Here is a 15,439-nt window from a genome sequence, read left to right on the forward strand (position 1 = left end):
TAACCAATTGTTTTAAAAGAATATTTACATTCTTTACAACTTGGCACACCGCCTGCAATAGCTTCTGTAGCAATATCAATTTAAGTAGTCATAACGGCTTCGGCCATTGTGCTCAATAAAAACGGAAGCAACCTAATGAACACACGTACCCTGTTAGCCTGGTCTTTTCTAATTAGCAGCACTGCCCTGTTAAGCGGCTGCAATCCCGCCGGCGCAAACGATAGTGAAACAGCTGAAGCTGCGGCACCTGAAGCGCGAGTACCGGTGGCAACGACAGTGGCCGAGCAAGCCAGTATTACCTCCAGTTACCGCACCACCGCAGTGTTAGAAGCACGCGAAGAGGCCGACGTAACCAGCAAGGTCAACGGTATTGTTGAGGAAATTCTGGTAGAAGAAGGCGATTATGTTGAAAAGGGCCAGGTGTTAGCGGTACTACGCGATAACGAATACGCCATTCAGGCTGCGCAAACTCAAGCCGAACTACAAAGTATTCAGCAAGAGCTGAAACGTATGAAGAATATGGCCGACCGCGAAATGATTAGTGCTGATGCCTATGACAAACTTCGCTACCAGGTGCAAATTGTGCAGTCTAAGCACGACATGGCCCAACTAAACCTGAGCGAAACGCGGATTGTCGCACCCATTAACGGCCATATCGCCGTGCGTTATGTGAAAACCGGCAACATGGTGCAGCAGTATCAGGCTAAAACGTTATTTCATATTGTTGACCAGAACCGCTTACAAGGCATTGTTCACTTACCTGAGCACGAACTGCGTCATCTGCAAGTAGGCCAAACCGCAGCCTTAAGCGTAAGCGCCTATCCACAGCAAGAATACACCGCTCGCGTTGAGCGAATCAGCCCGGTCATTGATACCGCCTCTGGTACTTTCAAAGTGGTGCTGGAAGTAAACAACAGCGAAAATCAATTAAAATCAGGCATGTTTGCCCAGTTGAACCTGCATTATGCAAAGCGTGACAACGTGGTAGTGCTCCCCCGCTATGCAGTGATTAGCTTAGACGGCTCGCACCATGTATTTGTGGTGAACAACGAGGGAGTGGCAGCAAAACAAACGGTATTGCTAGGTTTTGAAACCGATGAAAATGTAGAAATAACCAAAGGTTTAAACGCTGGCGACGAAGTTATCACTACCGGTCAGAACAGCCTTAAAGATCAGGCTCTGGTTGAAGTTATTAAACCAGCAACCAGCGTTGATACGGCCACTGCTCTGGAAGGAAACGCTCCATGAGTATTGCCAGCCTAGCCGTAAAACGGCCCGTTACTATTGCAATGATCACGCTGGCAGTATTGTTATTTGGTATGGTATCGCTATCGCGACTACCGGTTACCTTACTGCCGGATTTGTCGTACCCCACTTTAACGATCAGAACAGACTACCTGGGCGCTGCGCCGGCTGAAGTAGAGCAATTAGTTAGCAAACCTATTGAAGAGTCTATTGGTACCGTAAAAGGCGTGCGCCGGGTTGAGTCTATATCTCGTGCCGGCCAAAGTGATGTAATGCTCGAGTTTGCCTGGGGTAGCAATATGGACATGGCCAGTTTGGATGTCCGTGAAAAACTGGATCTGGTAGAACTACCACTAGACATTGAGAACCCACTGATTTTGCGCTTTAACCCGGCGCTGGATCCGATTTTCCGCTTGGCACTTAAAACGGCGGACAATAATGTTTCAACAGCCAACCTAAAACGCCTGCGCACCTACGCCGAAGAAGACTTAAAGCGCCAACTTGAAAGCATAGACGGCGTTGCTTCAGTGCGCTTAGGCGGTGGTCTGGAAGACGAAGTTCAAATTCTTGTAAACGAACAGCGCTCGACCCAATTACAAATTCCCATGTCGCTAATTATTGAGCGGCTTCGCGCAGAAAATATAAACCTTTCCGGTGGCCGCATTGAAACCGAGCGGCACGAATATCTGGTCCGCACGCTTAATCAATTTGAAACACTGGATGATATTCGCGCCATTTATATTGCCACCCGCAACGATTCTCATATTCAGTTAAGTGACATTGCCGAAATCCGCGACGGCTACAAAGACCGCGATGCCATTACCCGGGTTGGTGGTGCTGAGGCTGTTGAGCTATCACTTTACAAAGAAGGTGATGCCAATACCGTAGCTGTTGCAAAAGCCATTCGCAGCAGTTTGCAGCAGTTACAACAGGCCAATTTAATTCCGGCCGAGTACACGCTTGCTCAAATATATGATCAGTCGGTATTTATTGGCGCAGCTATAAGCGAAGTGCGCGATGCCGCCATATTTGGTGGTTTACTGGCGATGGTTATTATCTACCTGTTCTTACAACGCGTATGGCCCACTGTCATTATCTCGTTAGCGATACCAGTTTCTATTATTGCTACCTTTAACCTGCTCTACAGCAACAATATCAGCTTAAACATGATGTCGCTAGGTGGTATCGCCCTGGCCGTTGGTATGCTGGTGGATAACGCTATTGTAGTACTTGAAAATATAGCGCGTCACCAACAGGATAAGTCGGCTGATAAAGCGGCTGAGCAAGGTACCAGTGAGGTAGCTGGCGCCATTACCGCCTCTACCCTTACCACCATGGCGGTGTTCTTTCCCCTGGTTTTTGTAGAAGGCATTGCCGGGCAGTTATTCAGTGACCAGGCTCTAACAGTAACCTTCGCGTTGCTGGCCTCCCTATTTGTGGCGTTAACACTAATTCCGATGCTAGCCGCCCGCCAAAGCAAAACGGTAGACAGCATCGCCAATGATCCACTCATGCAACCGCAACCGCCACGAGATTTACCCTGGTGGCGGGTGGCTCTGGCGTTCCCGGTTACGCTTATTGTTCGCTACATTCCTTTTGCCATAACCGCTGTTATTCAGCTGATATGGCGCGTGCTAAGCCGTGGCTTTTTGTTACTAACCAAACCGCTACTAGCTGCATTTAATGCCTTTTACCTGATAGTTGAAAGCGCTTATACACGCTTACTGCAAGTTTGCTTACGGCGGGCTCCGCTTACCTTAGCAAGTATTCTACTGGTTGCAGTTGCCTGCTACAGTTTGCTGCCAAGGCTTCCGGTTGCCCTGCTTCCAGCCATGGCGCAAGGCGAGTTTTATGTAGAAGTAGAGCTAGCCCCCGGCGCAGCCATTCACGAAACCGACGCTACCTTGCAGACGTTAAGCGCAGCACTCGCGAATGAAACCGCCATTGAACGCTTTTATTCAGTAGCTGGTACCGGCAGCTTATTAAACGCCTCACCGGCGCAAGGCGGTGACTACTGGGGTCGCCTGAATGTGGTAATGAAGTCATCCGCAAGCCCTGCTACAGAAGCCCAAGTAATGGACCGGCTGCGTGAAACGGCCGCACGATTACCCGGTGTTATGGTAAAATTCGGCCGCCCTGAGCTATTCAACTTTACCAGCCCACTGGTAATTGAACTTACTGGCTATAACTTACCTTTGTTGCAGCAAAGTGCCCAGCAGGTGGCCGACGCCTTAGCTGCTACCTCAGAGCTTACTGACATTCGCGTGAATATGACCAATGGCCAACCGGAAATTGCGGTGCAGTTTGATCACGCCCGGTTAGCCAAGCTAGGTTTAACCGCAGCAGACGTGAGTGAGTTGCTGGCAGCGAAAATCGGCGGCCGGGTAGCTACCCAGTACAGTTTGGACGACCGGAAAATTGATGTACTGGTGCGCAGCCAGATACAGGACCGTGATTCGGTAAGCGACTTGCGCCAACTAGTAATTAATCCTGGCTCAGAGCGTGAACTGCCGCTGCACGCGGTAGCAACCATTACCCAAATCACCGGACCGAGTGAAATTACCCGCATTGATCAGGAGCGCACTGCGCTGGTTGAAGCCAACATTGTTGTGGGTGACTTAGCTCAGGCAGTAGCGGCAGCGCAAGCAGTGCTGGACAATCAGCAGTTGCCCTTAGGCGTAACTGCCGTAGTTTCAGGCCAGAACGAAGAAATGGAACAGTCGTTCCGCTCGCTGCAATTCGCCTTGTTACTGGCGGTATTTCTGGTTTATCTGGTTATGGCATCACAGTTTGAGTCTCTGTTACATCCGTTCTTTATTCTATTTACGGTGCCGCTGGCCGGAGCCGGCTCGGTACTGGGCTTAGCTATTACCGGCACCAGCCTCAGCATTATCGTGTTTATTGGCCTAATCATGCTGGCTGGTATTGTGGTGAATAACGCCATCGTTCTGGTTGATCGCATGAACCAGCTGCGTGCGGAAGGCGTGGAACGAATCACTGCCGTTGCAACCGCGGCGCAACAGCGCTTGCGCCCTATTCTAATGACCATGATGACCACAGTACTGGGCTTGTTACCACTAGCACTGGGCTTAGGCGAAGGCGCGGAAATACGCGCGCCTATGGCCATTAGTGTAATTTTTGGTTTGTTCTTCTCAACCGCGTTAACACTGCTATTTATTCCGGCGTTGTACACGCTGTTCGACCGTAAATCTTATGGAGTGCAGTCATGAGTACAGCAGACTTTGGCGGTGTTATTGCGCGGGCGGCGTTACGTCGCCCCGTTACCACCTGCATGGTGTTTCTATCACTGGTACTGCTGGGGCTTATTGCTAGCCGCTTATTACCTTTAGAGAAATTTCCAGGTATAGAAATTCCAGAAATTATGGTGCAAGTGCCCTATCCCAACTCAACCCCGGCAGAAGTTGAACGTCTGATAACGCGCCCGATTGAGGAAGCTCTGGCTACCCTGCCCGGCATTAAACGCATGAACTCGGTTTCTAACGAAAATATGAGTCAGGTGTTTCTACAATTAGCATGGGAATCCGACATCAACGGCAAAAGTATCGAAGCTCGTGAGAAAATTGATACGGTTCGCCACCTGTTGCCTGATGATGTGGAGCGCGTGCTGGTGTATCAGTTTAATACCAGCGATATGCCGATTTTTCAGTTGCGTATTTCCAGCCAACGCGACCTTAGCAATGCCTATGAACTGTTAGACCGTAACCTGAAACGCCCAGTTGAGCGGGTTCCGGGCGTGTCCAAAGTTAACCTGTATGGTATTGAACCTCAGCAGATTATGATTCGCCTGAGCAGCGAACGCCTGCTGGCACTTAATATTGACCAACAAACTGTTGTGGATCGGTTGCGTCAGAGTAATTTCGCCTTAACGGCTGGTCATATTGAAGCACCACACGGACGTATTTTGGTAAACCCTATTGGAGAGTTTCAGAATCTGGCGGAAATCCGCAATTTATTGATAACCGATCAAGTAAAATTGAGTGACATTGCCACGGTACAACGGGAAATGCCGCGGCGCTCTGAAGGCCGTCACCTGGACCGGAAATATGCCATTGGTATGGAAGTATTCAAAGAGTCCAATGCCAACTTAGTGGAAGTGTCACGGGCGGTTATGAGCGTTATTGACGAAGTGCGTGACGACCCACAGTTTAACGGTATTAATTTGTATGTAATGGATGACACTGCGGATGGCGTTACTACCTCGCTTAGCGACTTGCTGGATGCCGGTTTAATAGGCGCGGTGCTGTCTTTTATTGTGTTGTTTTTATTCTTACGCAATCTCACCACCACCTTCATTGTGGTGCTATCGGTACCAATTTCTATCGCTATTGCCTTAGGTGGCATGTACTTCTTCGGCTACAGCCTGAATATTCTGTCGTTAATGGGCTTAATGCTGGCCGTTGGTATGTTGGTAGACAACGCGGTGGTTGTGACCGAAAGCATTCAGCACGAGGCTGAAACCAGCGAGCCTGGTGAAGCGTCTACGGTACGTGGCGTTGGTAAAGTAGCCCTGGCGGTTATTGCCGGTACCCTAACTACCGCCATTGTATTCCTACCCAACATTATTGGTGAGAAAATTGACGTCACCGTGTTTTTAGAGCACGTGGCTATTTCTATTTGCTTCTCACTAGCGGCTAGCTTATTAATTTCACAAACTCTGATACCGCTATTATTGTCACGTTTCAGCCATCGGCTAAAAGTTAAAAAATCTACACAACCGCCGAAGCTGCAACGTTACTATCAGGCGTCGCTAAGCTGGACGCAGGATCATCCTCGCTGGACCGGGCTGTTCGCGCTACTGATTTTAGCAAGTACCTTTATTCCCATGAGTTTGGTCAGTGGTGACAGCGAACAAGGTTCGTTTAATAACCAGATATTTATTAACTACAACATTAAAACGCAATACAAACTGGCCGAAGTTGAGGCTGAAGTTGACCGGATGGAAGCTTACTTGTACGACAACAAAGAAAGCTTTCACATTGAGCAGGTTTATAGCTATTACACGCCTGGCCACGCCATGACTACGGTTATTCTCAAGGACAAGTACGACGAGAAAATCAGTTCTATCATGGAGCGGATCCGCGCCGGTTTTCCTACTATGTTACGTAGTGAACCGGGTTTTGGCTGGGGTAACGGCGGTGGCGGCGGTGTTCGCGTTACTTTAAGCGGGAACTCGACTGACGTATTACAAAGTTTGGCGGAGCAAATCACGCCGCTACTAAGCTCGATTGATGGTCTTACTGATGTTCGTTCGGAACAGGAAGAAGGTAAATACGAACTACAAATAAATATTAACCGTGAACGGGTGCACCGCTTAGGGCTAACCACTGCAGACGTTGCGAAAACGGTTTCAACGGCCCTGCGGGGCGAACGCTTACGCTCATTCCGTGCCGACCCCAATGGTGAAATACCAATTCGGGTAGCCTTCGACGAAGAGCTGGAATTTTCGCTGGCAAAGCTGAAAGAGCTGCCGGTAGCGCGTCAGGGTAATGAAATACTCCCTTTAAGTTCAGTGGCTACTATTACCCGAGTACCGCAGTTGGGAGAAATACGTCGCTATGATCGCCGAACTGCATTGAATATCGGTGCCAATCTGGATGAACTACCGCTAAATGAAGCACGCGACCGTATCACCGAGAAAATGGCACAACTGGAGCTACCAAGCGGATATGAGTGGAGCTTAGATGGCAGTTTTCGCCGCCAGCAGGAAGCTGAGAACGTGATGCTAACTAATATGATTCTTGCCATTTGCATGATTTATATTGTGATGGCTGCGCTGTTTGAGTCGGTACTGTTGCCAACCGCTGTTATCACCTCCCTGGTGTTATCTATTGTTGGCGTGTTCTGGGCGTTGTTAGTGACCGGACAATCCATCACAGTTATGGCCATGATTGGCATTCTGATTCTAATGGGAATAGTGGTGAACAACGGTATAGTGCTGGTGGACAGGATAAATCAGTTACTAGGGGAAGGAGCGACTATTCGCACGGCGGTTATTGATGGCTGTGTAAGCCGCTTGCGGCCGGTTATTATGACCGTAGCCACCACGGTATTGGGTTTAATTCCACTAGCCATGGGCACTACCCAAATTGGTGGCGACGGCCCTCCGTACGCCCCTATGGCGATTGCCATTATTGGTGGCTTACTGTTTTCAACCGTCACCAGCTTGTACTTAGTACCATTTGCCTACGTTCGCTTGCTGGTTTGGCGTCATCGCTTTCGGTTATTGAAAGCGAGTTCAGGTAAGGCTGTAGAGCGAGTGGTTAAGCCTGTTAGTGAATCTTAAGTCGCATGAAGCAACTGGCGGTTAACCCGCCAGTTGTTGTGCTCGTGCTAAATCTTCCGGGGTATCTATGCCCGCCGGTGGATTAAAAATTGCTTCTGCTACGTGAATTCGCTCACCGTGCCAAAGTACCCGTAGTTGCTCCAAAGATTCAATTTTCTCTAACGGACTTGCATCCCAGCTGGCATAACGCAACACAAAGCCAGCACGATAGGCGTAAATACCCACATGACGGAAATACACGCCTTCAAGTAAAGTCTGCTCGTCAGAATTACTAAACTGGTCGCGACTGTATGGAATGGGGGCACGGCTAAAATACAGTGCATAACCGTTCGCATCGGCTACTACTTTCACGGTATTCGGATTAAAAACTTCATCGCGATTAGCCAAAGGTACTGCCAGAGTTGCCATAGGCGCCTGACGCTGGTTAGCCAAATTATCGGCTACCTGGCGAATAATCTCTGGTGGAATAAAGGGTTCATCACCCTGCACATTCACCACTACCTCATTTTCTGCCAAAGCTAAATATTCAATAACCTCAGCCAAACGTTCAGTGCCTGATTCATGCGTTGGCGAGGTCAGCATGGCCCGGCCGCCAAAACCTTCCACCATGTTTAAAATACGCTCATCGTCGGTTGCAACTATCACTTCGGCGGCACCACTAGCCTGAGCTCGTTCGTAAACGTGCTGAATCATTGGTTTGCCGGCAATATCTGCCAGCGGTTTACCAGGTAAGCGGGTGGATGCATAACGCGCAGGAATAACCACTGTAAAACTCATGAGGGTAACTTCTCCAACTCTTCATTTGTTAGTTCACGTGCTTCATTTACCAGCAACACCGGAATGTCATCGCGTACTGAAAACGCCAGTTTATCACCGCGACAAATAAGTTCTTGCTGCTCGGCATTCCATACCAACCGCCCTTTGCATAGTGGGCAAGCCAGTAACGCTAAGGTTTTCTTATCAAGAGTCATGGGTTAAGCCTTTTAATTTCAATTCCAGCTGTTGCCAGAACGATTCTGGCAACTGTGCATTAATTGCTAAATAGTACCAATGCCGCTGTGCAAACGCACGACACTTCCCGGCATCTTTTTCGGTCATTAACAACGGCCGTTGCCGGTTGAAATGCCGAAAGTCTGCAGGTGTAAAAGCATGATGATCGGCGAAACTAGCGGTTTCTGCCAGCTCAATTTGTTGCTCCAGCAAGGTATTAAAAAAGCGCTGCGGGTGACCAATAGCGGCAATAGCCGTAACCGGCTCACCGTCAGGCTTATCAATTTTTTGCCCGTCGCTCACCCGATGCCAGGACCGCGCTTCAGTACTGATTGAATGCGCCTTAGTCAGTGCTGCTATAGCGCTCGCCCCAGGACCATCAGGCTGGCCATTTAACAGCACAAAATCGGCTTTTTTCAATCGCGTAAGCGGCTCGCGCAAAGGCCCACAAGGTAGCCGCCAGCCATTACCTATGCCTCGCTTGCCATCTACCACAATAAGTTCAAGGTCACGCTGCAGAGCATAATGCTGCAACCCATCGTCGCTAATCAACACGTTTACGGCAGGAAAATCACGTAGTAGTTGTTGCGCTGCCTGGGCGCGATTCGGATCGGCAATAACCGGAACGCCGCTGCGCTGGGCTAGCAATAGAGGTTCATCACCGCACTCAGCAGCCGTGGCAGTAGTTTCTACCAACAATGGAAATGGCCCCTGCCCACCATAACCGCGGGTTACAATTCCTGGCTTCCAGCCGTGTTGTTGCAACCATTCCACCAGCGCTAACACAACCGGCGTTTTACCGGTACCGCCTACGCTGATATTACCCACCATTAATACCGGCACAGGCGCTTTATAGGAACGTTTTAAGCGCCAGCGGAATGCCAGTCGGCGTACGGAAGTTACCACACTAAAGAGCGCACTTAGCGGCACCAGTAAATAAAGTAGCGGATGTAAATAAGGCCGATACCACGCTGACTCAATCCAGCGCATTAGTGACTGCCGCTAAACTGCAGATTATAAAGCTGGTAGTAAGCACCTTCGCTTTCCAGCAATTCCTGATGACTGCCGCGTTCCAGAATAGAACCATCTTCCAGCACCAAAATTTCGTCTGCGTTTTCGATAGTCGACAAGCGATGCGCGATAACGATTGAGGTACGGTCACGTTGCAATGCACTTAAAGCGTTCTGAATATGTCGCTCCGACTCGGTATCCAGCGCCGACGTGGCTTCATCCAGAATAAGAATTGGCGCATCACGCAACAACGCACGCGCAATAGCTATTCGTTGGCGCTGACCGCCAGACAACATCACGCCGTTTTCACCAACAGTAGTGTCCAGGCCATTCGGTAAGTCGTCAGTAAACTCGGTGACATAAGCTTGTTCTGCCGCCGCCTTAATCTGTTCTGGGGTAACGCTACCCATGGCACCGTAAGCAATGTTATTGGCGATGCTTTCGTTAAACAGGGTTACGTGCTGAGAAACCACGGCTAATTGCCGACGCAAACATTTCAACTCGTAGTCTTTAATGTCCACGCCATCGAGCAAAATTTTGCCACATTCAACGTCATAAAAACGCGTCAGCAAATTAGAGATAGTAGATTTACCGCTACCCGAGCGGCCTACCAATGCCAGAATTTTACCTGGTTCTACCGAAAAGCTAACCTCGTGCAATGCAGGCGCGTCGGTTTCATTGTAGGTGAAGCTGACATTTTCAAATTCGATACGACCTTTAGCGCGCCCTATCCGATGCTCACCTTGGTCAATTTCCGGACGTTCATCGAGCACCTCAAACACGCTTTGCGCTGCCGCAATGCCGCGTTGAAAGTCGCTGTTTACATTGGTTAGCTGTTTTAACGGACGTAATAACATCATCATGGCGGCTAACAGAGCTGCGAAGGCACCACCGGAGAGCTCTTCCAGCATGTCTGGAAAGCTTAGAATAAACAGCACCATGGCCAGGCTTAACGAGGCAATAAACTGAATCACGGAAGTACTTAAGGTTCGCGCAATTACCAACTTCATATTTTGATTGCGGGTAACGTTATTTACTTCTTTAAAGCTATCGGCTTCGCGTTCCTGCCCTTCGTACATCACTACTACTTTATGCCCGTTGAGCATTTGCTCAGCGGTAGTAGTGACATTACCCATGGCGGTTTGAATGCGGTTCGACACCTGGCGGAAGCGTTTGGAAACCACAGCTACAACTTTTGCGACCAGCGGCCCAACAATCAAAAACACCAGCGACAGCTGCCAGCTGTGATAGAACATAATGGTTAGCAGGCCAATAACGAAAGCGCCTTCACGAATCAAAATAAGAATCGCACGGCTACTGGCTTCTGCTATTTGCTGAGTGGTGTAGGTGATTTTCGAAATTAAATCACCGGTTGAATGTTGGTCATGAAAAGACACCGGCAATTGCATCATGTGCTCGAACAACTGCTGGCGCAGCCGCGTTACCACTTTGAATCCAACCCAGCTTAAAAAGTAGCTGGAAACAAAGTTAAAAATACCGCGCACAATAAAAATAACGGGCACAAATAGCGCGCCTATCATCAGAATACGACTGTTCTGGTCGGTTAAACCGTCATCAATTAGCGTCTGTATTTGTGATAAAAAGAAGCTATCAACGGCCGCGTAGCCAATCATGCCAATTATCGACAGAATAAAGGCGCCCCGATACGGCTTTATATATTTCATTAGGCGCCGCAGGGTTTGTTTTCTTTGCAGTTCTAAGTCCATGTCCAAACTATCATAAGAAATAATGATTCCATTCTAACCGTTTTATTTAGGCGCTGGCTAGTAATTGGCGTCGTACCAACTTCCGTTTTGTGCAGCCAGCGGCTGCTGCAACCACCAAAGAACCCCATCACTAACTACTTGTAACTGACCTCCCAACGCCGTGTCTGCCGTGGCAATGGCCAGTTTTTCATAGCGCTGGGATACTTCTGGATGCGGAAAGCCATAGCGGTTTTGTACCGCACGACTAAAGATCGCCAGGCTTGGGCTTACCGCTTTTAAAAACACTGTGGTACTGGAAGTTCGGCTACCATGATGCGGAACTAGCAGTATGTCTGCGTTTATCCGCACCCCATGACGCCCCACCAGAGTCGCTTCAGCCAGGCGTTCTGCGTCACCCGGCAAAAGTATTCGCAGGTGGCGGTACTTTAGTAATAAAACGCAGGAGTCATTATTTTGATCGTGTCGGGTTACCCGTTGTGGGTGCAATACTTGCCAACTAACGTCTTGCCAGCTGCCCTGCATAGTTGCAACACAAGGCTTACCGCCCACGCCGAGCCATTTCATGTTCGGATAGGCTTGCTGCAAAGCCGCCTGTCCACCCGCATGATCGGCATCAGTATGGCTTACAAAAGCAAGTTCCGGACGCAGTTGCCGGTGCTGCAGCATAGGTATGATCACGCGTTCAGCACTGCTGAAGTCCGGCCCGTAGCGCAGCCCTGTGTCTATTAATAACGCCCGCCCACGGCGCTCAATAACCACAGCAGTTCCCTGCCCCACGTCCAGCGTATGCAGAATAAGCAAATGGCTACGGCTTAGTTCCAACCATAACCACGCAACTGTACTTAAAGCCGCTACTCCCGCAGCCAAACCAGTGCGCTGGTAATGCCGCAGCGGCAATAAATAACAACCGGCGGCAGCTAGCGCCAGCAGCAGCCACCAACTGTACTCAGTACTCAGCCATTGCCACCCTTGCTCAGTTAACCCCTGCAGAGCTGGCCAACTCAGCTCTAGTCCAAGTGCTGAGGCCTGCCATAACCACCCGCCAAGCTCGTTAGCCCCCACCCCAACAGCTGCAACACCTAGCAAACTTAGCGGTAATACCCAAAAACTGAAAACCGGTACCATAATCAAATTTGTAACAGGTGCAGCCACTGCAATACCTTGAAACAGCCACAGCATAATTGGCAGCATGCCTAAACTTAACCACAGTTCTAATCGCCACAACGAGCGCAATGAGGCCAATCGCCCATGCGGTGGTAACCAGCGCCAATTCAACATCACAATAGCTGCCACCGCGCTCACCGACAGCCAAAAGCCTGCATCTAGCCAAGCTAAAGGATCTACCAGTAGAACCAGTAACACGGCTCGCAGCAAGGTTCGGGCCGGTGCTACCCGCCACTGACAGCTGCGCTGCAGCACTACCACCAACCACATGACTAAAGCCCGCACCGTAGATATGGCAAAGCCACTTAGCCAGGCGTAGCCAAAAGCTATGAGCCAACCCACCCATATCGCCTCCAGCCAATAGCTTCGCCCTTCGCGTCGGCTGCGAGATCGGGCCGCCATAAAAGATCTCCCCCGATACCAGAGATACGCAGTGCCGCCACCAACTAAGGTCAGATGAAGTCCGGAAATGGCGATTAAGTGCGCTAAACCTGTTTCACGATATACCTCTTGTTGTTCACTCGTTAACCACTGCCGCTGTCCCAGAGTAATAGCCGCTAGTACGCCACTGAAAGGGATTTGATTACGAAAATCAGCAAGCTTGTCCCACAGTTGCTGACGAACCGAACTAGCGCCTTCTAATCGACGCCCATAGTGTATAGTGGCGAGAGCGCGGAACTTGTGCCTTACTAGATAACGATGGTAGCTACTGCTACCCTCATTGCGTAAACCTTGCGGGGGCTTTAAGCGAGCGAGAAAGCGCCAGCGTTCACCAAGTTTAGGCTGAGCGTTGTTAGAGGGGTTATACCAATGCAGTAAAATACGCGGTGGTTGCGGTAAGTCTTTATAGTTCAGCCGGTTCAGCCGACCACTTAGTTGCCAGCGCGGCACTGCGCCGGACTGAAATTCAGGCAAACGGTCAATGGTAATTTCAACTGGTTGAGTGCGATACCAGTTGTCAGCTGTTAAATCTTTGTAAAACGTAAGATAAGCGTTGCCAGCACCCCAACAAATACCGCAAAATATGCCCCCCATAAGAATACATGTGGATTTTAGGTAGGTACCACGGGCACTGCGATACCTTGCTGCGAAAACAGCAAAAATCACGACTAATGTCGCATAACCAAACCATTGCCAGAGTGCCATGAGCTTGGTAAAACCGGTACTTAGCAAAATACCGGCAAGCATCCCGAACAACCACCGATCCATAGCTGTTGTACCTGATGAGTAGAGGTTACATGCCAAGGAAATTTATTCGCAGCATTATGCCGAGTCACGCCAAGATTCGGGATAGCCGCAGTTTGAAAATGTTTGGCAAGTTATTGCATGATGCTAATTTATGGCATCTAAATCGTCGGTCAGCGTCCGGTGCATTTGCGGCAGGGTTATTCTGCGCCTTTATTCCGGTTCCCTTTCAAATGTTCTTAGCTGCGGCAGCCGCTATTATATTCCGGGTAAATTTACCGCTATCTGTTAGTTTGGTTTGGGTTTCTAATCCAATCACCATGCCACCGCTATTTTACTTGTGCTATCAGGTGGGCGCCTGGATGATTGGTGAAGCACCGCAGCCCTTTGCCTTTGAATTGTCCTGGGAATGGTTATTCGACAGCATTGCAACCATAGGGCCAGCCTTTTTGCTGGGCTGTTTTGTACTGGGCCTTATTGCCAGCAGCATTGGCTACGTCGTTATTCGCGTTTTATGGCGCGTTTCTGTAGTGCGCGAATGGCAAGGCCGTAAATTTAAGTTTCGTAAAAAGCGCTAATTGTTGTGCAAGGCGTGCACCGGAGACACTTGCGCAGCTCGCCAGGCCGGGTATAAAGTTGCCAGTATGCTCATGACCAAAGCTACACACCCAACTAAAACAACGTCACCAACGGCTAATAAAGTTGGCACTTGATCAACAAAATACACATCGCCGGAAAGCACCTTACTTCCTGACATTTGCTCAATAAGGTGAATAAGTTCAGGCAGTGAGAGTGCCAATAAAATACCCCCGAGAATACCCAGTACAGTGCCACTAATACCGCTTTGCAAACCTTGCCAAACAAATACTCTAAGTAACGCTGAATGACGCATACCCATAGTTTTCAGAATGGCTATTTGCGCCATTTTTTCCTGTACCGTCATAATTAGCGTAGACACAATATTGAAGCAGGCGACCGCCATAACTAATACCAAGATCAGGTACATAACAACCCGTACTAACTGAATGTCGCGATACAAGTGACCCTGTGAGCGTACCCAGTGATCTATGTACACATATTCATCGAGTTGATTACCCAGCTCCATAGCCAATCGGGGGGCAGCGTAGATATCGGCTAGCTGAACCTGCAACGAAGTTACGCCCTCACCTAGCCCCGTTAGCTGTTGCGCGGTTTTAAGGCCAACGAAGGCTTGACGGTAATCAAGCTCACCGCCGAATTCAAAAGTGCCTACAACTTGTAATTGATGTCGTTTGGGCTCGCGGAAATCCTGTCCACTGGCAACTAACACTTGCAACTGATCCCCTGCAGACACCTGTAACTGCTGTGCCAGCCCCACACCTAACACCACGCCGCCGGACCTTTGCTGCAATGCTTGCCAGGTTGACGCTGGCATAAACTCACGTACCGCATGCGGCTGATTGCCAGTATTCTCGTTTACTGCAATACCGGTGAGCTGCATCCCTTTAAATTCGGAGCCTTGCTGCACCATGGCCTGGGTACTTATAACTGCTTGCGCGGAAGTTACGCTTGGCTGTGACCGCAGTTGCTCAAGCGCGCTATTGGCAGACTTAAAACTGCCTTGTACCGCCGTGTATTCAATATGGGGCACTAGCCGTAAAAACCGTGTTTCCAGTACTTGTTGAAAACCGTTCATAACCGCCAGGCCAGTAATTAATACCGCACAACCAAGCGCTATGCCCATAGTTGACGAAGCTGAAATAAAAGACAAGAATCCGTTTTTGCCATGGTTTCGACGAAACCGCCGCGCCAGCAGCCAGGTAAGGTTAGCCAT

The 15,439-nt window shown here is 49.5% G+C and carries 10 protein-coding genes; 4 read left to right on the forward strand and 6 right to left on the reverse strand.

All coding sequences use genetic code 11. The annotated features are described in order from the left end of the window. Positions 1–135: 135 nt before the first annotated feature. Genes CCE91_RS07275 through CCE91_RS07285 form a run of 3 tightly spaced genes read left to right on the forward strand, consistent with a single transcriptional unit; the run spans position 136 to position 7,549 of the window. Complete coding sequence (locus tag CCE91_RS07275; RefSeq protein ID WP_086434530.1) at positions 136–1,248, forward strand: efflux RND transporter periplasmic adaptor subunit; 1,113 nt, start codon at positions 136–138, stop codon at positions 1,246–1,248. Beyond that, on the forward strand, positions 1,245–4,475 hold the full coding sequence (locus CCE91_RS07280; RefSeq protein WP_086434531.1) for an efflux RND transporter permease subunit: 3,231 nt from the start codon (positions 1,245–1,247) through the stop codon (positions 4,473–4,475). The genes CCE91_RS07275 and CCE91_RS07280 overlap by 4 nt, the downstream gene beginning before the upstream one ends. After that, positions 4,472–7,549, forward strand: coding sequence for an efflux RND transporter permease subunit (locus CCE91_RS07285; protein WP_086434532.1), 3,078 nt, complete (start codon positions 4,472–4,474; stop codon positions 7,547–7,549). Before CCE91_RS07280 ends, CCE91_RS07285 begins: the two co-directional genes overlap by 4 nt. 21 nt (positions 7,550–7,570) lie before the next feature. On the opposite strand, the gene kdsB is transcribed toward CCE91_RS07285, so the two are convergent. Genes kdsB through CCE91_RS07310 form a run of 5 tightly spaced genes read right to left on the reverse strand, consistent with a single transcriptional unit; the run spans position 7,571 to position 13,650 of the window. Next, a complete protein-coding gene (gene kdsB, locus CCE91_RS07290) occupies positions 7,571–8,326 on the reverse strand; it encodes a 3-deoxy-manno-octulosonate cytidylyltransferase (RefSeq protein WP_086434533.1) in 756 nt (251 codons plus the stop codon). Continuing rightward, the gene (locus tag CCE91_RS07295) at positions 8,323–8,520 is read right to left on the reverse strand and encodes a Trm112 family protein (RefSeq protein WP_086434534.1); all 198 of its coding nucleotides are present in this window, start codon (positions 8,518–8,520) and stop codon (positions 8,323–8,325) included. The genes kdsB and CCE91_RS07295 overlap by 4 nt, the downstream gene beginning before the upstream one ends. After that, positions 8,510–9,529, reverse strand: a complete 1,020-nt coding sequence (gene lpxK, locus CCE91_RS07300) for a tetraacyldisaccharide 4'-kinase (RefSeq protein ID WP_086434535.1) — start codon at positions 9,527–9,529, stop codon at positions 8,510–8,512. Before lpxK ends, CCE91_RS07295 begins: the two co-directional genes overlap by 11 nt. Continuing rightward, a complete protein-coding gene (msbA, locus tag CCE91_RS07305; protein ID WP_086434536.1) occupies positions 9,529–11,277 on the reverse strand; it encodes a lipid A export permease/ATP-binding protein MsbA in 1,749 nt (582 codons plus the stop codon). Before msbA ends, lpxK begins: the two co-directional genes overlap by 1 nt. Positions 11,278–11,334: 57 nt before the next feature. Beyond that, positions 11,335–13,650 (reverse strand): DNA internalization-related competence protein ComEC/Rec2, encoded by a 2,316-nt coding sequence (locus CCE91_RS07310; RefSeq protein ID WP_086434537.1) that lies wholly within the window; start codon positions 13,648–13,650, stop codon positions 11,335–11,337. Positions 13,651–13,679: 29 nt separating this feature from the next. Between CCE91_RS07310 and CCE91_RS07315 the strand changes: the two genes are divergently transcribed. After that, positions 13,680–14,204, forward strand: coding sequence for a DUF2062 domain-containing protein (locus CCE91_RS07315; RefSeq protein ID WP_086434538.1), 525 nt, complete (start codon positions 13,680–13,682; stop codon positions 14,202–14,204). Here CCE91_RS07315 and CCE91_RS07320 read toward each other — a convergent pair. Then, positions 14,201–15,439 carry a lipoprotein-releasing ABC transporter permease subunit gene (locus tag CCE91_RS07320; RefSeq protein ID WP_086434539.1) on the reverse strand — a complete coding sequence of 413 codons (1,239 nt, stop codon included), beginning with the start codon at positions 15,437–15,439 and terminating at the stop codon, positions 14,201–14,203. The genes CCE91_RS07315 and CCE91_RS07320 overlap by 4 nt on opposite strands.

Origin of the sequence: Pseudidiomarina planktonica (assembly GCF_900177775.1) — a bacterium.
GTDB lineage: Bacteria > Pseudomonadota > Gammaproteobacteria > Enterobacterales > Alteromonadaceae > Pseudidiomarina > Pseudidiomarina planktonica.